Origin of the sequence: Cupriavidus taiwanensis (genome assembly GCF_900250115.1) — a bacterium.
Taxonomy (GTDB): Bacteria; Pseudomonadota; Gammaproteobacteria; order Burkholderiales; family Burkholderiaceae; genus Cupriavidus; species Cupriavidus taiwanensis_B.
Genome location: NZ_LT984804.1, coordinates 1,429,135 through 1,448,807 on the forward strand (window position 1 = coordinate 1,429,135; position 19,673 = coordinate 1,448,807).

Consider the following 19,673-nt stretch of genomic DNA (forward strand, 5'->3'; position numbering starts at 1 on the left):
GTCGAGAGCAATAGGTACCGCGCAGCCGCGGCCGGCATAACTAGCGGTGGCTTCTCCGGCTCAGGTCTACGGTGAATTCCCTCGAAGTTATCCGAAGTTTGCGATTCGTATGGCAGAAGAAAGGGGTAGGCCGGTCAGATGACTGACGATCTTGATGCTGGAGCGCGTCCCTGGCGAGTTCGAGCTTTTTTTGGGTTCATCGAGGAAGACCGGCGACGCAGCGAGATAGGGGCGTTCCCCTCGGGTGGGAGGAACTTGCCGGCCGGTTAGTGCAGTTTGATGCGCGGATGAGTCTTGCTTCGCAACCAATGCGCCGTGGTGTCGAGTCCCATGCGCAGCGCGCCGTGCAGCGCCATCACGTGCATGCGGTAGAGCGACGTGTACATGAGTCGAGCGAAAACGCCTTCGATGAACATCGAGCCGCCAATCAAGCCGCCCATCAAGCTGCCCACTGCACTGAAATGTCCGAGCGACACTAGCGAACCAAAGTCTTTGTACCGAAACGAAGCCAACGGCTTGCCAGCGAGCCTTGCCTTCATCGCTGCAAACAGGAAAGTCGCTTGCTGGTGCGCAGCTTGCGCCCGTGGAGGAACGACGGTCTGCGTATGCGCACAGGTGCAACTCGCACAATCGCCCAGAGCAAAGATGTCCGGGTCGCCGTCGGCCTGCAAGGTCGGACCGACTATCACTTGGCCGGCGCGATTGACGGGTAGTCCGAGATTACAAAGGACCGACGGCGCTGTGATACCGGCTGCCCAGACCGTGAGGTCGGCATCGATCCATTTGCCGTCTGCAGTTTGGATCCCGAGCGGCGAGACTTCAGTGACGCGCTCAGCTGTCAGAACGTTGATGTGGAGCTTCTGCAGAAGCTTGCGCGTTTCCTCCGAAACACGAGGGGAAAGGGCGGGCAGGATGCGTTGACCGGCTTCGATGACATGGATATGGACGTCGCGGCGCGGATCTAGGCTGTGGATCCCGTAGGCGGCAAGCACATGGGCTGTATTGCGCAGTTCCGCAGCCAATTCGACCCCTGTTGCACCAGCTCCGACCACCGCAATGTCCACGCGCGGCTGCTCGGCCGCAGCGGTCCGCCCGCGGCCGCTTTGGGCGCGGATGCACGCCGAAATCAGCTTGCGCCGGAAGCGATCGGCCTGCTCGACGGTATCCAAGGCGATTGCGTGCGTTTCCGCGCCAGGTACGCCGAAGAAATGCGTTACACAGCCAACCGCAAGCACAAGCGTGTCATAGAAGAGCTCCCGTCCCGGCAGCAGTTCGCTTCCTTCGGGGTCAAAGCAAGGCGCGATCTCGATGCATTTGCGGCTCCTGTCGATGCCGGTCAGTTCGCCTTGTTGGAACTCGAAGTGATGCCATCGGGCCTGCGCAGCGTATTCAAGCTGATGTGTGTTGGGATCCATACTGCCGGCGGCAACCTCATGCAGTAACGGCTTCCAGATATGAGTGGGATTACGGTCCACCAATATGACTTCGGCCGACCGTCGTTTGCCGAAGCGGTCTCCCAGCCGGGTGACTAACTCGAGTCCACCGGCGCCTCCGCCGACGACCACAATTCGGTGTCGTTCAGTTATTGCTGGCATGCTTCAGAAGCCCCATTAATGCTGTTTGTGATCACAAAATGCACAGCGGCGCAAAAATAAGGCCGCCATAGGTGATGACGACCTGCCGATTCAGGCTGCGCTCCTGAAAACGTCCGCGCTGTGCACCTTTCGCCGTCGCGCGCCTTCCAAATGCTCGCGGAGCAGTGCGGCGGCTTTCAGCATATCTTGCGCGGCTATGGCGTCCAGGATGGCTAGATGTTCAATAGCCTGTTCTTGCCGCGGTTTGCGGTTTTTGGCTTGTCCGTACTCGACCAGCCGTCGCAGCGAATCCATGCGCTTGACCGACTGGACGATGAACCTGTTTCCCGACCACTTTGCCAGCATTTCATGGAAGCGGCTGTTCGACTCGAACAGTTCGATCGGCGTCATGGTCTGGTAGCCGCCGTCCACGATCGCGCGCTGCTGGCGGCGCAATGAAGCAAGCTCCACGGGATCAGACTTAAACCAAGGGCTTAGCAACCCCGTTGGTTCCAGCGCGGTACGGTACAGATAGCTTTCTTCGTAGGCCTGCGCCGAGTCGATCATGGGTAGGAAAATCCAACCATGCCCGATGGAACGCTCCACCCAGCCTTCCTGTTGAATGCGGGACAGCGCCTTTCGCAGCGCGCTGCGGGACACGTTGTACTGCCGCATCATGTCGGCTTCGTTGACTAAATCCGGCAAGCTCTTGTTCAGCCGGTCCTCAGCGATCCTGAGGTATAGAGGGTCGTCAGGCTCTGCAGAAAGCTCTTCAGCGATAGCGGACAGATCTGACGCATCCTTCTCCAGGAAATACCCGCGATTGTGATCATGAACTACGGCTCCCATTTCCACCAAGTAGCGCAGGGCGACGTTGACTGGCGAGCGCGACACGCCGATACGGTCCGCCAGCGCGCTTTCCGCTAGATGATCTCCGGCGCGCAGACTGTCGAGTCGGACGAGTGCAACGATCTCCCGGGCGACACGGGCTTGGAGCTGAGACAGATTCATGATCGGGTGCGAAGCAGTTGCCGATGAGCCGGCGGCGGCTGCCGCCGAACGTGGTGCGGCATGGTCAGACTGCATTTTGCCACGACGTCGCGCAGGCCGCGCAGGTCCGACCCGGCTCAGTCGATGCGCATACCGAGTTGCTTGATGAGCTTGGACCACTTTTCGTTTTCCTTGCGGATGAGGGTGGCGAACTCAGCGCTAGATCCGGCGGTTGGCTCGTACAGTTGGCTGCGCAGCTTCTCGGCATTTGCCGCATCCTTCAACCCAGCCACTAGCGCTTGGCTCAACTTCTGCGATATTGCACTCGGCGTGCCTTTGGGCACGACTGCACCAGCCCACGAGGTGGCCTCATACCCTTTTACCACTTCGGCGATTGCTGGCACCTCCGGCAAGCCCGCAGCGCGCTTTGCACTGGTCACTGCGAGCGCGCGCAATTTCCCGGACTTTATGTGCGGAAGCGCGGCGAGCGGATCGGCAATGCTCGCATCGACTTCACCGCCGAGTACCGCGACAACGGCCGGTGCACCGCCTTTATACGGCACGTGAACCAGATCAATCTGTGCCATTGTTTTCAGCATTTCACCGCCGAGATGATTGCCGCTGCCGTTTCCGGCGGAGCTGTAAGTCAACTTGCCGGGCTTGGACTTCGCTAGGGCGATAAATTCCTGAAGCGTCTTCGCTGGAACATTTGGATTGACAACCAGAATGTTGGCTACGGACGCCATCCAGACCAGTGGGTCGAAGTCGGCAACGGAATATCCCGGCTTCGAATACAAGTGCGGGTTCAAAGCCATGGTCGAGAGGTTGACGAACGTCATCGTGTACCCGTCCGGAGCAGCTCGCGCCCCTGCGACCGTCCCGATGTTGCCCGCAGCCCCAGGCCGGTTATCAATGATGATGGACTGCCCGAGCGACTCCTGAGCTTTCGCCTGAACCGTTCGGCAAAGCAGATCGGCGCCGCCCCCAGCAGCTTGGGGAACGATGAAAGTGACCGACTTGCTGGGAAACTTGTCTTGCGCCCAGGCGAGCGGCGAGGTTAACGCCCCGGCCCCCCCGGCGAACGGTGCCAGGGCGAATCCCTTGAGGATCGAACGGCGACGCAGATTGCAGATGATCGGCATGATCGATGTCTCCTTTGCTACGCATCTAGTTTTAGCGTTTTATGATCATAGAGGGCATTAGCGGCGCGCACAAGTACAACCGCGAGACTGTTGCGAGAAGTGTCTTTAGAAAGTCATATTCGCCAAATAAAGTTGAACAAAAGCCATCTTCACTCCGTAGGAAATTGCCGCAAGAATCGCGTTATGTGCATATGAATTGACAATCTAGATAAGCACTGTGATTGTGATAGGTGTTGCCTCTTCGATGCAGTGCGGGCCTGCGGCTAGTCAATTCGCAGCGCCCGCAAGTCACGGCCCGCTTCACGGCTTAGGCCCATTGCTAGGCGGCCACCACGGTTGCAGCGCGTGGCACCAAGAGGCAGAAGCGGATCCGACTGCTACGCCCGACAAGGGCGCAGCAGCGCAGTCAGTTAAAAGCGGTGTTGTATTCCGAGCGTAACGCCCGTCTGATTGCTCGCTACAGGCGTCCGATCGCCAGCCCTCATGACGCCGACTGGTGTGAAGGTGCCATCGTTATTCGTCTTCGCGTATGCATAGCCGACGGTCGAATATAGGCTTGTCCGCTTCGAAAGCGAGTAGACGGCCTGTAGTACGAACAGCATGGGATCTGACGCCGTGTCTTTCTTATCCTCGTAGTAGACCGCCCCCGTGAGGCGCAGAGCAGGTGTCACTGCGTAGCGGACGCCCGCCCACCACAAATCACTTCTTGCACTGCCGCCAGTGACAGGTATAAGTTCATACCAACGGTATCCACCTAACACGCTGAATGCGCCAAAAGAATAGGAGCCGGATGCGGTGATATCACGGGCCTTTGAATACGTGCCGCTGGCCGTGGGCGCGCCGTTGCCCTGATCGAAGACCACACCAAAACTGGCTGGCCCTCCGTCATAGCGAAGCCCTCCGCCGAATGCCGCGCTGGCATTGCCGTTGCCAACCTGCTCGCCGAGACTATAGTGAGCGACAGTCGTTACCGGCCCGAAGACGCCTGTGTACTTGACTGTGTTGTCCAGCCGGGTCTTGTATCCAGTGCTGGGCGCCGAGCCGGTGCTGCTTACCCAGGAATACTGAGGGGCATACCCCATGGGGTCGTGGGGAAGGACCAGGTCGTACATCGAAGACGTTTGTCGACCCAGCGCAAGTTGACCATATCTGCTTTCGATACCCACGAACGCGAGGCGCCCAAACAGTCTGCCATCGGAGGAGTTGCCGGTGTCCGTGTCGATGCCGCTCTCAAGGGTAAAGATAGACTTCAGACCCCCTCCAAGATCTTCTTTGCCCCGGATCCCCCAGCGCGAGGAGTTCATGCCGCCCGAATTCATACGGTACGCATTGGCAAGACCCGAAGCTGCGCTCTTTCCGTCGACTGCGTTATGGTTGCTGAACTCGATATTGGTATCAACCAGGCCGTACAAAGTGACGCTTGATTGCGCTGAGGCCGGGACGGCAAGCGTGGAAAGTAGGCACAGCATCGACATCGACATCACGCGATGGCCGGTGGCCAGCATTTGCTTCATTCTCACTCCAGTCAGGATGTAGTTATTCATTGGATCAGTCGTCCTCGGACAATCGAATACCCTTGCGGCGGAGGACGGTCGGTACCAATAGGATCAGCACCGTCGCCGCAAGCAGGCTTGCTGCGATGGGTTGACTCAGGAAAACCAGCCAGTCTCCCTGGCTGATGGACAGCGCATTGCGAAGCTGTTTCTCGGCCATCGGGCCGAGGATCATGCCGACGATGACGGGCGCGACCGGGAAGTCCAAGCGCCGCATCAGTACGCCCCCCCACCCAATGGCCAGCATGAGCAGCAAGTCGAACCAGGACTGCCGCATGCCATAGACGCCGATCGAGGCAAACAGCAGGATTCCTGCATATAGGAAGGGCCTCGGAATGGAGAGCAGCTTTACCCAGAGACTCACCAGTGGCAAATTCAGCACGAGCAAGATGACGTTGCCGACGTACAGAGACGCAATCAGCCCCCATACCAGTTCTGGTGAGTTCTGGAATAGCAGTGGGCCCGGCTGCAGGTTGTAGTTTTGAAAGGCGGCAAGCAGGATTGCCGCGGTTGCCGACGTTGGAATGCCAAGTGTCAAGAGCGGAACAAGCGAGCCGGTGGCCGTTGCGTTGTTGGCCGCCTCAGGTCCCGCTACTCCCTCAATAGCCCCACAGCCCTTGTTCGCAGCGAATTCAGCAGGGGCTTTTGACAGACGCTTTTCGAGCGCATACGAAAGGAAGGTGGGGATCTCGGCGCCACCTGCAGGGATCGATCCGAAGGGAAAGCCAATGAGTGTGCCGCGTAGCCATGCGGGGGCAGATCGACGCCAATCGTCACGGCTCATCCAGAGCGAGGTCATTCTGTTCATGGAGGCGTCGCCGCTTGCGGGATACAGCAATGCATACAGGGACTCGGCGACAGCGAACAGACCTACCGCCACCAGGACGACTTCGATTCCATCGACGAGTTCGGGAACCCCGAAGGTGTAGCGCGCCAGCCCCGAAATGGAGTCCATGCCAATCAGGCCGATCGACAGCCCGAGGCCAAGACTGGCAAGGCCGCGCAGCATTGAGGCTCCCAGTACCGCTGAAACAGTGGTGAAGGCCAGGACAAGGATGGCAAAGTACTCGGCTGGGCCAAAGCGCAAGGCAAACTCGGCCACAAACGGCGAGAACAGGGTCAGCCCCACAGTCGCCAGCGTGCCGGCGAAGAACGAGCCGATCGCCGCGGTGGAAAGAGCCGGTCCCGCTCGGCCATTTTTTGCCATTAAGTTCCCTTCCATCGCGGTAACCATGGAAGCGGATTCGCCCGGCGTATTCAGCAGAATGGAGGTCGTCGAGCCTCCAAACATCGCCCCATAGTAGATACCCGCGAACATGATTAGGGCGCTGGTGGGCTCCAGTTGCGCCGTGACAGGGAGGAGCATGGCTACAGTCAACGCAGGGCCAATGCCAGGGAGGACGCCGACGGCAGTGCCTAGCAGGCAGCCAACAAAGCCCCATAGCAGGTTCATTGGGACGAGCGCCGCCCCGAAGCCCTGGAGAAGGGCATTCCACAGATCATTCATGATGGTTGGCGGCCAGTGAGGGGGGCGCCAGCCCCATAGGTGGACGGCTAGATCCAGTGATTGAAAAGGCGTGGCAGTGAGATGCCGAGCCCGTTGGCGAATCCCCAATACACCGGCAGCGAGATGGCCAGCGCGACCACACAATTCCGGAGCCACATCCCGCTGCCGAAGCCGCGCGCACAGAGGACAAATAGAAGGCTAGCTGCCAACACAAAGCCAACGCGCTCGATCAGCAGTGCGTCCAGCAGCACGGCGGCAGACACCCAGGCTGCACCAGCGCGAGCATCACGAGTGGCCGGTTCGGATCCTTCAGGTTCGTCCAGGTTCCTCAGTCCTCCGGTCAGGGCCTGCAGCACTATCCCGGCGGAAACGACGCCGAGGAACAGCGCCACAGCGAACGGAAAGACACTGGTTCCCATGACCGAGTAACCCGAGTCCGCCGGGAAGCGTGCCGCGCCCATTGCAAGGCCGCCAGCAATACCGGCGAGGCCCAAGCCGAGCGCGAGGTGACGATAATTTGGCTGCGCGCAGGCCATGTCACTTCAACCCGACGTCGGCAAGGATAGTCCGAAGGCGCGCATGCTCGCTCTCGACAAACTTGCCGAAGGCCTCGCCAGTAATGACTTCAGCCGTCCACTGGTTGGCTTTGACTGTATCCTGCCAAATCTTTGTCTTGGTTGCCGCCACCACGGCGTCGGCAAGGGCTTTCTGTTGTTCCGGTTTAAGTCCTGGCGCGCCATAGACGCCCCGCCAATTTCCGATCACGACGTTCACTCGCTGTTCCTTCAGCGTAGGTGTCTGGACACCTGCCAAGCGCTCAGGGGATGTCACGGCGAGTGCGCGCATCTGCCCCGATTCAATGTACTTGGCGAGTTCGGAGTAGCCGCCAGTGATAACTGAGATATGGCCGCCGAGCATCGCGGCTGTGCCTTCACCGCCGCCGCCAAATGGTATGTAGTTGATCTTGTTGCTGGGAACGCCGATTGTGCGGGCCAGTTCTGCTACGCCAATATGGTCAGTGGAGCCTTTCGAGCCGCCACCCCACTTGACAGAGGCAGGGTCCTTCTTGAAGGCCGCCATCAGGTCGGCCAAGTTCCTGAATTGCGACGCTTTGTTGACCGCTATGACGTTGTACTCGGTGAACAACTTGGCAATGGGCGTTGCATTCGCAAGCGTAATGGGCGGGTTGTTCTGTACCACCCCGGTGACCATGATGGCGCCCATGATACAGATCGCATTGGGATCGCTTTTGCTGCTGTTCACGAACTGAGCGAGTCCCAATGTCCCACCGGCTCCAGGCTTGTTCTCGTACGTTGCTCCCTTTGCTTGGCCAGATTCCTGCAAGGCTTTGCCCAAGGTTCTGGCAGTTTGGTCGTACCCTCCGCCCGGCGATCCCGGGACCATGATCTTTGCCGTATCCATCGCCGAGGCGACGCTGACGGTAACTAAACAAAGTACGCCGACGGCCCGCACCGCAATTGTTCTAAACATCATCTTAAGTCTCCCCATTAAGCATTCTATTAAAACAAAGTGCAATGCAGGTCGAATCTCGGGCAAACTGGGCATCCGCGTTGATGGTCAGGTTTCCAGGAGGTCGCTCACAATGCGATTTGTGATTATGTAATGCATACCGCCCACTTGCAATGAATGGGAGGGCAGGGATAACCCGAGGGAAGTGGTGTAAGCCGAAGCTCGCCAGTTGGCGCCCGCACAGGAGCGGAACGTATGACCAGCCAAGGGAGGTAGCGAACTTGGGGAAAACCATTATTTGACACATAGTCAAATAATGTTGATTATTGTTATGGTCTCAAATAATTCTGCGTCGGCATAGAAGTTTTGCCGCATGGCAGCTGTGCTGCTTACCAATACGAGACCGCATGCCCCGCAAGACGCCAAGAATCCTCGGCGGGGTCTTTCCCATCATCGGAGGAGCCATGAAGAAATACCTGCCCATCGCGGGCGCCATGCTCGCGGCGGCGGCCACGCACGCCCATGCCCAATCGTCGATCACGCTCTACGGCGTCGCGGATATCGGTATTGAGTACTTAAACCATGTGCCCGATGCAACAAGACAAGGTGAAGACTTGTTCCGCATGACGTCTGGCAATATCGCTGGCAGTCGCTGGGGCATGCGCGGTGTCGAAGACCTTGGCGGCGGTTTGAAGGGTGTGTTTGTGCTGGAAGGTGGCATGGTGCTGGACTCCGGTATGGCGTCGCAGGGCGGGCGGCTTTTCGGGCGCAAGGCATACGTTGGGCTGGACAGCGGCACGTTCGGTCAGTTCACGATGGGGCGTCACCACAACCTGATGTTCGACCTCATCATCACCTATGACCCGATGTACTTCGCACCAAAGTATTCGGCCTTCAGTCATGACACGTGGCTTGCGGGACGGGTCGACAATGCAGCCAAGTACACGGGGAAGTTCGGCGGCCTGACAATCGCGGGTCTTTACAGCTTCGGGGTCGATTCGACAGTACCGAATGGCTCGGAGGTACCTGGAAACAGTCGGGTCGGCCGCGACATGAGCGCCGGCTTCAGCTACCAGGCTGGCAAGTTCCGATTCGGCGGGGTCTACGATCAACTTAATGGCAACTCAGCCGCTAAGGCGGGCCTCACCGAGCGACGCTATGTCGGCGCGGCGTCAGTGGAGGTCGGCCCCGTGACGGCGTACCTCGGCTACCGCCGCCTGGTCAGCCAGCTCGTGACGTCGATGACCCGCACGGATCTGATGTGGGCAGGCGCAAACTGGAGCCTCGCGCCAAGCTTTGCATTGACCGCGGCGGTGTACAAGACCAACGACAGGACCTCACCGAAGGATCCCATCTCGTTCGTGCTGTCAGCCGACTACCGGTTGTCAAAACGTACCGATGCCTATGTGACGGCGTCCTACACAAAGAACAAGGGCGGATCTGCGCTGGGCGCGAACGGCTATGACGGTTCGGTGATACCCGGCGCAAACCAGATTGGTGCCGTCATCGGCATGCGGCACAACTTCTAAGCGGGCTTCATCTTCTGTGCGGCATCGCCGTGCCTTGGTAGCACGCGCCAGAAGGCGCGTGCTTTTTTTGCGCCATTGCATGGAGGCGGCGAAACAGCGTTTACCATTATTTGACACCATATCAAATTACTTTTACATTATTGAGACGGTAGCATTTATCAAGAGGAGACATCGTGACAGAGCAAGAGAAGCCAACGGTGACAGCGGGCATGCGGGGTGCATCATGGGACGCCCGATTGATGTCCCGGCCTTATCAAATGGTGCCCTATGCACTTGGGACAGCCGATGGCCAACGCACGCTTGGTTTCCTGTTCACGGTCACCGGGAAGGAAAAAACCGTCGTCTCCCTGATGCACCCCAGGGAAATGGCCATCACCCATTACCTGGTGCCATTCGTGCTGGACGCCGGCTGCGCCTGCTGGGTCCAGGGTCCGCGCTCGATCGGCAACGACCTGCGCCTGGAGCATGAAATTGCCTTGCTCGACGTAGCCGCCGGCATGACCCACTTGCGTGAGCTGGGCTACGAGCGCATCGTGCTGCTAGGCAACTCCGGCGGCGCGGGGCTGTATGCCTTTTACAACCAGCAGTCGCAAGCTGCCCCTGAGCAGCGCATCGCTCGCACGCCTGGCGGCCGCCCGACCAGCCTGGCCGAAGCCCGGATGCCTGTGGTGGATGGGATGATCCTGGTTTCGCCGCACCCCGGCCAGGGCAAATTGCTGATGAGCGGCCTCGACCCTTCCGTGGTTGACGAGGACGACCCCATGCAAACCGACCCGTCGCTCGACCCGTTCTCGGCCGCCAACGGCTTCGACGCTGGCGCCGGGCGCGGCAGCTATGCGCCGGACTTCATCAAACGCTATCGGGAAGCACAGGAACAGCGCGTGGCCCGCATCGACAGCCGCGCCCGCGCTCTTCTCAAGGACAAGCACGAAGCGCGGCAGCGCATCAAGGCCGGCAGCGGCACCGCAGCAGACCGCCGTGTGGCCGCGCATGCCCCGATCTTCCAGGTCTGGCGCACCGATGCCGACCTGCGCTCATGGGACATCTCGCTCGACCCGTCCGACCGCAAGACCGGTTCGCTATGGGGCAAGGACCCATTTGTATCGAACTGGGGCAGTGTTGGCTTTGGCCGCGTGGTCACGCCGGAGTCGTGGCTGTCGACGTGGTCTGGACTGTCGTCGAATGCCGCGCTCGACAAGACCCTCGACGCACTGCACCAGCCCACGCTGCTGCTGGAGTACACCGGCGACCAGTGCACCTTCCCGTCTGACATCGAAGCGATCTACCAACAGATCCCGAGCGCGCGCAAGCAGCACCTGCGTGTGCGCGGCAACCACCACGGCATGGCGCTGAGCCGGGACGAGGAGCCGGGCCAGCGGATCGCCGGGCGTCATATCGTTGCCTGGCTGCGCGAGCACATGGGCTAGCCGGCGAGCATCCACCAGGGCCAGCGCGCGGTCGCCCCCCGACATCAACGCACGCGGCCCCGACCATCGACAAAAAGGGTAGAGACACATGTTGCAGAACTACACCGTCCGTCCGCCGCAGCTGCTAGAGGGCGTCAGGTATCCAGACGAAGACAGGCTGCGCCGCTATGTCGCCGAAGGCGTGCTGACCGGCGAATCCCTGGCAGGCGCATTTCGCGAATCGTTCGAACGCCATGCCGACCGCGTGGCCCTGGCGGGCCCCGAAGGCGAGTTGACCTATCGCCAGCTCGACGAGCAGACCGACCGCCTGGCCGCCGCATTGCTGGCGCTGGGCCTAAAGCCGCTGGACCGCGCCGTGTTCCAGTGCGGCAACTGCAACGAACTGCTGCTGGCGTTCTTCGCCTGCCTGAAGGCCGGCATCATTCCGCTGTGCTCGCTGCAGGCGTTCCGCAAGCTGGAGATCGGCTACCTGGGCAACCTGTGCGAAGCGCGGCTGCACCTGGTGCAGGGTGACGATCCCAAGTTCGACGATGTCGCTTTCGCCGAAGCGATGCAGGCCGAGGTGCCGAGCTTTGCCCATATCCTGCAGGCCCGCGGCGAGCGCCGTGGCAAGGCAGTGCTGCTGGCTGACCTGGTAAGGGAGATGCCGCTCGCTCGGGCGCGCGAACTGCTCGCCGGCGTGCGGCATGATCCCTTCCAGGTGGCGGTGTTTCAGCTTTCCGGCGGCACTACCGGCGTGCCCAAGATCATCCCGCGCTTTCAGAGCGAGTACCTGTACAACATGCGCGCGGTGGCCGCCTGTAACGGCTACACGCGGGAAGACGTGCTGTTCTTCCCCACGCCGTACATGCACAACCTCAATATGGGCTGCTTTTTCGGCCCGTTCCTGCTGACCGGCGCGACCGTGACCGTGACGCCCGACATCGGCGAGGAGAACCTGCAGCGACTGGTGCGCGACTACCGCCCGACGTGGTTCGGCGTCGCCGGCCCGATCCTGACGCGGATCGCGCCGGAGCTGGCCAAGGCCGGCGCGGCCGAGCGCGCGCACCGCAACTTCATCGCGCCGAAGAACGCAGCGGGGCTGACGCGGCTGACCGGCTCGCCGACGCACCACATCTTCGGCATGACCGAGGGCGTGATCATGTTTGCGCGCCGCGACGACCCGCAGGAAATCCGCGATACCTCGGTCGGCAGCCCGGTGTCCGAGTATGACGAAGTGAAGATCGTCCATCCCGGCACCGAAGAGCCGGTCGCCGACGGCGAGGCCGGCGAGGCGCTGTTCCGCGGCCCGTACACGATCCGCGGCTACTACAAGTCCGAGAAGGAAGACATAACGCGCTTTACTGCCGATGGCTTCTACCGCTCCGGCGACCTGATGTCGTCGCGCGTGGTCGGCGGGCGCCGCTACTACTTCTTCTGCGGCCGCATCAAGGATGTGGTCGACCGCGGTGGCGAGAAAATCAATGCGGAAGAGCTGGAGAACGTGATTAACCAGCATCCGGCGGTATTGGCTTCGGCCGTTGTCGGCATGCCCGATCGCATCTACGGCGAGCGCGTGTGCGCGTTCATCGTACCCAAGCCGCCTGCCACCAGCCTGTCCCTTCCGCAGCTGACCGAATACCTGCAGCAGGCTGGCCTGGCCAAGTTCAAGTGGCCGGAGCGTGTCGAAGTGATTAGCGAATTTCCGCTGACCGCATCGGGCAAGCTCAGCAAGGCTCTACTGCGCCAGCAGATCACGCAGACCCTCGAGGCCGAGGCGGCCCGTGGCAACACCAACTAAGGGAAGTGAGATGACCCAAGCGACGACCCAAGTGACGACCATTGCCGCAGCGCCTTCCGTGCAGCTGCATGGCGTGCACCATACCGCGCGCCCGACCTGGAAGCTGGCCGAGACCGTGCACTTCTACCGCGATCTGCTCGGCCTGCCGCTGGTGCATGCGATCTCCGCCAAGGGCTGGGGTCCGGACAACCATGCGGACTTCCTGCACTTCTTCTTCGACAGCGGCAACGGCAGCACCATCGCCTTCTTCTACTACATCGGTACCGAACGCCCCGACTGGCTGACCGTGCGCGAGCACTACCAGGACCGCGCCACGCACACCGCCTGGCGCGTGCGCGATGAGGCCGAACTGCTGATGTGGCGCCAGCGCGTCGAAGCGGTTGGCATCCCGCTGCGCTACCAGATCCGGCACGAGGTGATCGAATCGATCTACTTTAACGACCCCAACGGGTATCCGATCGAGATCACCTGGCAGGTGCGTCCGTTCAGCGGGTCCGATGCCGACGATGCCCGGCTGACCATTGAGGCCGCCATCGAGCTGGAGAACGCCGGCAAGGATGGCGCGCCGTTCAGCTCGATCGAACCGGTGTGGCAGCGCAAGGCCGCGCTGATCGACAAGACCGCGCCGGCGGGCAAGGCTTCAGTGTTCGTGCTCGACGTTCCCGAGTTTTCTGCGCTGCTCGACGTGGCCGGCAAGATCGAAGGGTACGCCACCACGCCGCTCGGCAACGGCTACGTGCGCATCGACGGCAACCCCGGCATCCGCTTCGGCCGCAAGGCGCTCGGCTTCAAACCGGCGGTCTGGTACGGCGCGCTGACGGGAGGGCTGGCAGGGCGCATCGAACAGTTCGACATGGATGCATTGGTCATCGCCCCGGGAGAAGCCAAATGAAGATCGCCATTATCGGGGGCGGCCCGTCCGGGCTGTTCCTGTCGATCCTGCTGAAGGAACGGCTTGCCGATGTCGACATCGATATCTACGAGCAGAATCCGGAAGACGCCACCTTCGGTTTCGGCGTGGTGCTGGCAGATACCGGACTGTCCAACTTGCGCGCGGCTTCGCCGGCAGTGGTCGATGAACTGGCGCGTGCGATGCGTTTCAGCGATCGCCACTCCATCGTCAGCCACGAGCATCTGATCACGATGAAGCGTCCCGGCGCGGGCGGCGGCGCGATCCCGCGCATCCGGCTGCTGCAGATCCTGCAGGCGCGCGCGCGCGAGTTGCGGGTGCGGATCACGTACAACCAGCGCATCAGCGATTTCTCGGCCATCGATGCCGACCTGGTGGTCGGTGCGGACGGCGTCAATTCACAGCTGCGCGCCGCCAACGAGGCCGGCTTCGGCACGCGCCGCCACAGCCTGACCAACCATTTCGCGTGGTATGGCGTGGAGAAGCCGTTCCCGAACCCGGCACTGGTGTTCCGAAAGTACGAAGGCGGGTATTTCGTCGCGCACTACTATCCATACTCGGACTCGATGAGCACCTTTGTGGCCGAGTGCGACCACCAGACGTGGCTCGACTTCGGCATGGAGTCGATGACGCAGGAAGAGCGTCAGGCGTTGTTCGAGAAGATCTTTGCCGCCGAACTGGGCGGTTACCGGCTGGTGTCAAACAACTCAGTGTGGCGCCAGTTCCCGGTGATCGTCAACGACACCTGGCATGTCGGCAACCAGGTGCTGATCGGCGATGCGCTGACCAGCGCGCATTTCTCGATCGGCTCGGGCACGCGCATCGCCATGGAAGACGCGATCGCGCTGGCCGAGGCCATCGTCGCCTCGCCGGACGATGTGCAGGCCGCACTGCGACGCTACGATGAAAAGCGCCGTCCCGAGAAGGCCAAGCTGATCAGCGCGTCTGAGGCCTCGTACAACTGGTACGAGCGCATCCGCGAATGGATGGATCTGCCCACGGCGCACGAATTCGTGTTCCGCTTCATGACCCGCACCGGCCGCGTCGACCTGAACCGGCTGCGCGAGCAATACCCGAACCTGCTCGCCGAGCTGACGGCGGCGGGCGTGTCGGTGCCGGCCGGGCAGCACCCATGATCCGCGCTACCGAGTATGTGCTCAGGGAGCGGCCGTTCGTGGTGCGCCGCACCGTGCGTTGGGGCGACTGCGACCCGGCCGGGGTGGTCTACACCGGCCGCTTCACAGACTACCTGCTCGGTGCGGTGGGGCTGTTTTCCGAACATATCGCCGGCGGCGCGGGGCGGTTAGGCACACAGCATGGCGTCGGAACGCCGTGCAAGGCCATGCGCTTCGAGTTCATCGGTACCTTGTGGCCGGACGATGTGATCGACATCGAGTGCTGGATCGAAGCAATCCGCACGCGCTCCTATGACATCCGCTGCATGGCCCGGCGACCCGACGGAAGCGCGGTGTTCGACGCAACCTTCTCGCCTATCTGCGTGCGGCTGGACGAGCGCGTCGGCACGCCCATTCCCGACTCGCTGCGCGCCGCGCTGTCGGCCTTCCAGCGGCCCCCCGCCGCGCGCTGAGGCGCGGCGCTGCCGCTGACATTCTCAAACTTTCATTATGCAATACAGAATCGGACAGATCGTCCCAAGCTCCAACATCACCATGGAGCGCGAAGTCCCCGCCATTTTCGCCGGCCGCATGCAGGTGCTGCCGGAGCGCTTTTCCTTCCATTCCAGCCGCGTGCGCATGCACCGCGTGGTGGCCGAGGAACTGGCGCAGATGAACCGCGACATGGGCCGCTGCGCGCAGGAACTGGCCGACGCGCGCGTCGACATCATGAGCACCGCGTGCCTGGTCGCTACCATGTGCATGGGGCAGGGCTACCACCGGCAGATCATCGAAGACCTCACCGCGGCGATCGGCGACATAGCCCATTTGCCTCAAGTGATGACCTCGGCCGGCGCGCTGGTAGAAGAACTGAAGGACTTCGGCGCGCGCCGCATTGCGCTGCTGGCGCCATACAGCGATGCGCTCACGCGCACGGTGGTCGACTACATCGAGAGCGAAGGCATCGCGGTGCAGGATGCGATCAACTTTTCCATCCTCGACAACCTGGAAGTCGGCGCGCGCGACCCGCTGCAACTGCTGCAGGACGTGCAGCGGCTGGATACCGCCGGCGTCGACGTGGTGGTGCTGTCTGCCTGCGTGCAGATGCCTTCGCTCGCGGCGCTGGAGCCGGCGCAGCAGGCGCTCGGCATTCCGGTGACGTCGACGGCGGCATGCACCGCGCGCCAGATGCTGCGCCGGCTCGGCCTGCGCGCCGAGGCGCCCGGCGCCGGCGCCTTGCTCGGCAGCCGCACCGGACTGGCATGACAACAAGACGGCCGCCCGCAAAGGCTGCCACCATCCGCAACGGAGACAACCCCCATGCAGCAAGCCCCCCAACCGGCGCCGGCCGCCGGCCGCTGGACCTATGTCGCCGTCATCCTGGGCGCGGCGCTCGGGATGCTCGCGGGCTACGCCCCGCTGTTCAACGCCACCGCCGGCGTCTTCGTGCAGCCGCTGGCGCAGGAGTTTGGCTGGGGCCGCTCGGAAGCCTCGCTGTCGTACGCGGCCTCGATGTTCGGGCTGGCAGTGGTCAGCCCGCTGGTTGGCACGATGATGGACCGGTTCGGCATCCGGCGCGTGATCGCGGCATCCGCGCTGGTGTTCGGCGTTGCCACGGCATGCATGGCGTTGCAGGATGGCAGCAAGGCGATGTGGGTGAGCTTGTCGGTGGTGGTCGGCGTCTTCGGCGCTGCGACTTCGGTGCTGGGCTATCTCGCGGTGCTGCCGCAGTGGTTCAACCAGCGCCTGGGGCTGGCGCTCGGCATTGCGATGTGCGGACTCGGCGCCGGCACGGTGCTGATGCCCGCCACGGCGCAGTACCTGGTCACGGGCTACGGCTGGCGCGCGGCGTATGTCGCCCTGGGGATTGGCTCGATCGTGCTGTCACTGCTGGCCTGTGCGCTGCTGCGCGAGCGCCGCGTGCCCGGCGTGGCGCGTGCCACGTCAACCGCCGCAGCGCCCGGGGTGCCGCTGCGCGAGGCGCTGCGCAGCTACCGGCTGTGGGCGATCTGGGGCGTGTTTATCCTGGCGTCGTCGGCAACGCTGTCGCTGGGGCCGCACCTGCCGGCGATGTTTGCCGACAAGGGCTTCAGCCCGGCGGAAGCGGCGCGCAGCGCGTCGATGGTCGGCGTGGGGCTGCTGGTGGGCCGCATTTTGACCGGGGTGCTGATCGATCGCATCCACGCGCCGTTCGTCGCTTGCGTGTTCTTCGTCGGCGGCGCCGCGGGCATCTACCTGCTCGGAGTTACGCGCGACTACCAGATGCTGCTGGTGGCTGCCACGCTGATCGGGCTGACCATCGGCGCCGAGGGTGACCTGATCTCCTACCTGGTGCGCTCGTATTTCGGGCTGCGCGCGTTCGGGGCGCTGTTCGGCATTGCGTTCTCCGGCTACGGCTTTGGCGCGGTGATCGGACCGATCGGGCTGGGGGGCTGGTTCGACCGGCATGGCAATTACGACACGGCGCTGCTGGTGCTGCCCTGCATGCTGCTGGCGGCCGGTGCGCTGACGTTATCGCTGGGGCGGTATCCGCGTCCCAGGCCGCATGGTGCCGGCCTCCCCGAGCCTGCCGGCGCCTGAGTTCGCCATGGCTGGCGAGGCGGGGTAAAATTCTCAGGGCCGCAATTTTTGCGGCCCTGTGTCCATGACCGGTAAGACCAACATGCCAGCCGCACGCCGCAATACCACTGCCGCCGCCGCAACCGGCGGCAAAGCGCCCGTCGCCCCCTCTGCACCGCGCCGCCGTGGCCGGCCGCCCAAAACGGACTCGCCTATCGGTGCCGAACCGATGCTGAGCCGGGTCGCCATCCTGCAGCATGCGATCAAGCTGACGAAGTCCATGCCCCTGGACCAGATTTCGATGGTGCAGCTGGCCAAGGACTTCGGCGTGGCGCCGGGGTTGATTCACTATTACCTTGGGGGGCGTGACCAGCTGGTGTCCGGGGTGCTCAACGACTACTACCGGCAGCGTGTTGGCGTGCTGCCGTCGCTGACCGGCGACTGGCGCGCGGACGTGGAGGGCATTGCCCGGCTGAGTTTCGAAGTCGCCGTGGAAAACCCGGGCGTCAGTATCTATGTTGCGTCGCATAATCGGTATCGCTTGTTTCAGGACGTGGAGCCGGGAGAGACCGATTATGGGCTGGAGTTCTTCAATCGCATGACGTCGGCCATCATGCAGGGTGGCTTTACAGCCGAACAGGTGGCGCTTGGCTATCACCTGATTGCGCAGTACCTGGTGTCGGCCAGTATGGCCGAGGCTTCGCGGCAGTTGCCGGCTTATCACCAGGCATTTATTGAGAAGAAGCTCGAGTCGGCTTCTGGACTGCAGTATCCCGGGGCGCGGTTCGTCAGCAAGGCGTTCTCGCGGCTGTCTTCCGATATTGCGTTTGAGGAAGGCCTGCGCATCACGCTTGACGGCATTGAAGCGTGGAAGCAGCAGAACCGCCAGCCGGCGCGAAAATCTCGGTCCAGGGCCGCCTGAGCTCTTGTGGGGGCATGCATTGGTGCGCCCCTTTTCGTGACAACTTCTTACCTCGCCCGTCGGCGGCTCCCTTAGTGGTAAGTCCTTATTTGATACTGCGACAATTAAATTAGAATTAATTGTCGACATATCAAATACGCGTGGTCATGCCGCCCCCCCGGCTAGCCATGCGCCATACACGGGAGACAACATGAAACGTCGCGCCTGCCTCGGGCTGCTCCTTATGGCTGGGCTCACCGCTGCAGCTTCCGCCCACGCTGCCGCATATCCAGAAAAGATGGTTCGCATCGTGGTGCCATCGATCGCGGGCAGCGCTCCCGATATCATCGCGCGGCAAGTTGCCGAGCGCCTGACCGCAGCCTGGAAGCAGCAGGTCATCGTCGAAAACAAGCCAGGCGGCAACGGCATTGTTGCGATGACCGCGCTGCGTCAGTCGGCACCGGACGGCTACACGCTCGGCTTGTTCCATGCCGCAGCGGCCGTGATCACGCCCATGATGTACAAGGAGGCAAAATTCGACATTCAGCGGGACACGGAGGTGGCGTCGACGCTAGCCTACACGCCCATGATGTTCGTTGCCGATCCAAAATCGGGCTACCAGAGCCTTGTGGATGTCCTCAAGGCTGGCAAGGCTAAACCCGACGATATTGCCATCGGCAGTCCGACTCGTGGTTCGGTGCCTCACCTGACCGCCGAGATGTTGGGACAGTTGCAGAAGGCCAAATTCCGCCAGATCAGCTTCAGCGGCACTACGCAGGCGATCCAGGCTGTGGTGAAGGGCGATGTGCCGGTCTATGTCGACGGCATTGCGCCTCTGGTGCCGCTGGTACGCAGCGGCCGGCTCAAAGCGCTGGCGGTCACCTCGGACACCGCGCTTCCGGGGCTGGACGGCATCCCGCTGGCAAGGGATGTTGCGCCGGGGCTGGTCGTCAAGGGCTGGTTTGCGATATTTGCGCCCAAGGGCACACCCGCCGCGGTGCTCGACGAGGTCAACGTCGCCATCAGCCGCACCTTGGCGCAGCCCGCTTTCGTCGAACGGCTGAAGGATCTTGGCACCTATCCGATGGCACTTGGCCGAGAGCCGAGCGCACTCTTTGTGCAGGCCGAAAAAGTGCGATGGGAGCGTGTGATTCAGGACGCGGGCGTCAAGCCTGAGTAGCTGGCCAACAAGGATATGCAGAATAATGAACAGATC

The 19,673-nt window shown here is 62.1% G+C and carries 17 protein-coding genes; 10 read left to right on the top strand and 7 right to left on the bottom strand.

Translation table 11 applies throughout. The features are described 5' to 3' along the window. Positions 1–266: 266 nt before the first annotated feature. From CBM2586_RS23295 to CBM2586_RS23325, 7 genes are all read right to left on the bottom strand, one after another. Complete coding sequence (locus CBM2586_RS23295) at positions 267–1,595, bottom strand: NAD(P)/FAD-dependent oxidoreductase (RefSeq protein ID WP_115690065.1); 1,329 nt, start codon at positions 1,593–1,595, stop codon at positions 267–269. Between the two features lie 90 nt (positions 1,596–1,685). Continuing rightward, on the bottom strand, positions 1,686–2,585 hold the full coding sequence (locus CBM2586_RS23300) for a GntR family transcriptional regulator (protein ID WP_115690067.1): 900 nt from the start codon (positions 2,583–2,585) through the stop codon (positions 1,686–1,688). A 116-nt stretch (positions 2,586–2,701) separates the two neighbouring features. Continuing rightward, complete coding sequence (locus CBM2586_RS23305; protein WP_115690069.1) at positions 2,702–3,706, bottom strand: Bug family tripartite tricarboxylate transporter substrate binding protein; 1,005 nt, start codon at positions 3,704–3,706, stop codon at positions 2,702–2,704. 410 nt (positions 3,707–4,116) lie between these two features. Further along, positions 4,117–5,220, bottom strand: a complete 1,104-nt coding sequence (locus CBM2586_RS23310; protein ID WP_172587109.1) for a porin — start codon at positions 5,218–5,220, stop codon at positions 4,117–4,119. A 34-nt stretch (positions 5,221–5,254) separates the two neighbouring features. Continuing rightward, positions 5,255–6,766, bottom strand: a complete 1,512-nt coding sequence (locus CBM2586_RS23315) for a tripartite tricarboxylate transporter permease (protein ID WP_115690073.1) — start codon at positions 6,764–6,766, stop codon at positions 5,255–5,257. Between the two features lie 47 nt (positions 6,767–6,813). After that, a complete protein-coding gene (locus CBM2586_RS23320; RefSeq protein ID WP_115690075.1) occupies positions 6,814–7,302 on the bottom strand; it encodes a tripartite tricarboxylate transporter TctB family protein in 489 nt (162 codons plus the stop codon). Between the two features lies 1 nt (position 7,303). After that, positions 7,304–8,257 carry a Bug family tripartite tricarboxylate transporter substrate binding protein gene (locus tag CBM2586_RS23325; RefSeq protein WP_431194960.1) on the bottom strand — a complete coding sequence of 318 codons (954 nt, stop codon included), beginning with the start codon at positions 8,255–8,257 and terminating at the stop codon, positions 7,304–7,306. 443 nt (positions 8,258–8,700) lie between these two features. On the opposite strand from CBM2586_RS23325, the gene CBM2586_RS23330 reads away from it, so the two are divergent. The 10 genes from CBM2586_RS23330 to CBM2586_RS23375 all read left to right on the top strand — a co-directional run bounded on the left by CBM2586_RS23330 (position 8,701) and on the right by CBM2586_RS23375 (position 19,637). Beyond that, complete coding sequence (locus CBM2586_RS23330) at positions 8,701–9,765, top strand: porin (protein WP_115690079.1); 1,065 nt, start codon at positions 8,701–8,703, stop codon at positions 9,763–9,765. Between the two features lie 239 nt (positions 9,766–10,004). Further along, the gene (locus CBM2586_RS23335; protein ID WP_115690081.1) at positions 10,005–11,192 is read left to right on the top strand and encodes an alpha/beta hydrolase; all 1,188 of its coding nucleotides are present in this window, start codon (positions 10,005–10,007) and stop codon (positions 11,190–11,192) included. 88 nt (positions 11,193–11,280) lie between these two features. After that, on the top strand, positions 11,281–12,972 hold the full coding sequence (locus CBM2586_RS23340; RefSeq protein ID WP_115690083.1) for an AMP-binding protein: 1,692 nt from the start codon (positions 11,281–11,283) through the stop codon (positions 12,970–12,972). A 10-nt stretch (positions 12,973–12,982) separates the two neighbouring features. Further along, positions 12,983–13,864, top strand: coding sequence for a VOC family protein (locus CBM2586_RS23345; protein ID WP_115690085.1), 882 nt, complete (start codon positions 12,983–12,985; stop codon positions 13,862–13,864). Next, positions 13,861–15,018, top strand: a complete 1,158-nt coding sequence (locus CBM2586_RS23350) for an FAD-dependent monooxygenase (protein ID WP_115690087.1) — start codon at positions 13,861–13,863, stop codon at positions 15,016–15,018. Before CBM2586_RS23345 ends, CBM2586_RS23350 begins: the two co-directional genes overlap by 4 nt. Beyond that, entirely contained in the window at positions 15,015–15,470 is a 456-nt protein-coding gene (locus CBM2586_RS23355) for an acyl-CoA thioesterase (RefSeq protein WP_115690089.1), read from the top strand. The genes CBM2586_RS23350 and CBM2586_RS23355 overlap by 4 nt, the downstream gene beginning before the upstream one ends. Positions 15,471–15,507: 37 nt before the next feature. Beyond that, a complete protein-coding gene (locus tag CBM2586_RS23360) occupies positions 15,508–16,263 on the top strand; it encodes a maleate cis-trans isomerase family protein (protein ID WP_115690091.1) in 756 nt (251 codons plus the stop codon). Positions 16,264–16,317: 54 nt separating this feature from the next. Further along, positions 16,318–17,577: an MFS transporter gene (locus CBM2586_RS23365; RefSeq protein WP_115690093.1), complete on the top strand. Its 1,260-nt coding sequence runs from the start codon at positions 16,318–16,320 to the stop codon at positions 17,575–17,577. 64 nt (positions 17,578–17,641) lie between these two features. Further along, on the top strand, positions 17,642–18,478 hold the full coding sequence (locus CBM2586_RS23370; RefSeq protein ID WP_240988009.1) for a TetR/AcrR family transcriptional regulator: 837 nt from the start codon (positions 17,642–17,644) through the stop codon (positions 18,476–18,478). 190 nt (positions 18,479–18,668) lie between these two features. Beyond that, entirely contained in the window at positions 18,669–19,637 is a 969-nt protein-coding gene (locus tag CBM2586_RS23375) for a Bug family tripartite tricarboxylate transporter substrate binding protein (RefSeq protein ID WP_240988010.1), read from the top strand. The last annotated feature ends 36 nt before the right edge of the window (positions 19,638–19,673 follow it).

Excerpts from the sequence above, each read along its gene's own strand:
- CBM2586_RS23295 (WP_115690065.1), bottom strand. The coding sequence starts at position 1,595 with ATGCCAGCAATAACTGAACGACACCGAATTGTGGTCGTCGGCGGAGGC.
- CBM2586_RS23300 (WP_115690067.1), bottom strand. The coding sequence starts at position 2,585 with ATGAATCTGTCTCAGCTCCAAGCCCGTGTCGCCCGGGAGATCGTTGCA.
- CBM2586_RS23305 (WP_115690069.1), bottom strand. The coding sequence starts at position 3,706 with ATGCCGATCATCTGCAATCTGCGTCGCCGTTCGATCCTCAAGGGATTC.
- CBM2586_RS23310 (WP_172587109.1), bottom strand. The coding sequence starts at position 5,220 with ATGAAGCAAATGCTGGCCACCGGCCATCGCGTGATGTCGATGTCGATG.
- CBM2586_RS23315 (WP_115690073.1), bottom strand. The coding sequence starts at position 6,766 with ATGAATGATCTGTGGAATGCCCTTCTCCAGGGCTTCGGGGCGGCGCTC.
- CBM2586_RS23320 (WP_115690075.1), bottom strand. The coding sequence starts at position 7,302 with ATGGCCTGCGCGCAGCCAAATTATCGTCACCTCGCGCTCGGCTTGGGC.
- CBM2586_RS23325 (WP_431194960.1), bottom strand. The coding sequence starts at position 8,257 with ATGTTTAGAACAATTGCGGTGCGGGCCGTCGGCGTACTTTGTTTAGTT.
- CBM2586_RS23330 (WP_115690079.1), top strand. The coding sequence starts at position 8,701 with ATGAAGAAATACCTGCCCATCGCGGGCGCCATGCTCGCGGCGGCGGCC.
- CBM2586_RS23335 (WP_115690081.1), top strand. The coding sequence starts at position 10,005 with ATGTCCCGGCCTTATCAAATGGTGCCCTATGCACTTGGGACAGCCGAT.
- CBM2586_RS23340 (WP_115690083.1), top strand. The coding sequence starts at position 11,281 with ATGTTGCAGAACTACACCGTCCGTCCGCCGCAGCTGCTAGAGGGCGTC.
- CBM2586_RS23345 (WP_115690085.1), top strand. The coding sequence starts at position 12,983 with ATGACCCAAGCGACGACCCAAGTGACGACCATTGCCGCAGCGCCTTCC.
- CBM2586_RS23350 (WP_115690087.1), top strand. The coding sequence starts at position 13,861 with ATGAAGATCGCCATTATCGGGGGCGGCCCGTCCGGGCTGTTCCTGTCG.
- CBM2586_RS23355 (WP_115690089.1), top strand. The coding sequence starts at position 15,015 with ATGATCCGCGCTACCGAGTATGTGCTCAGGGAGCGGCCGTTCGTGGTG.
- CBM2586_RS23360 (WP_115690091.1), top strand. The coding sequence starts at position 15,508 with ATGCAATACAGAATCGGACAGATCGTCCCAAGCTCCAACATCACCATG.
- CBM2586_RS23365 (WP_115690093.1), top strand. The coding sequence starts at position 16,318 with ATGCAGCAAGCCCCCCAACCGGCGCCGGCCGCCGGCCGCTGGACCTAT.
- CBM2586_RS23370 (WP_240988009.1), top strand. The coding sequence starts at position 17,642 with ATGACCGGTAAGACCAACATGCCAGCCGCACGCCGCAATACCACTGCC.
- CBM2586_RS23375 (WP_240988010.1), top strand. The coding sequence starts at position 18,669 with ATGAAACGTCGCGCCTGCCTCGGGCTGCTCCTTATGGCTGGGCTCACC.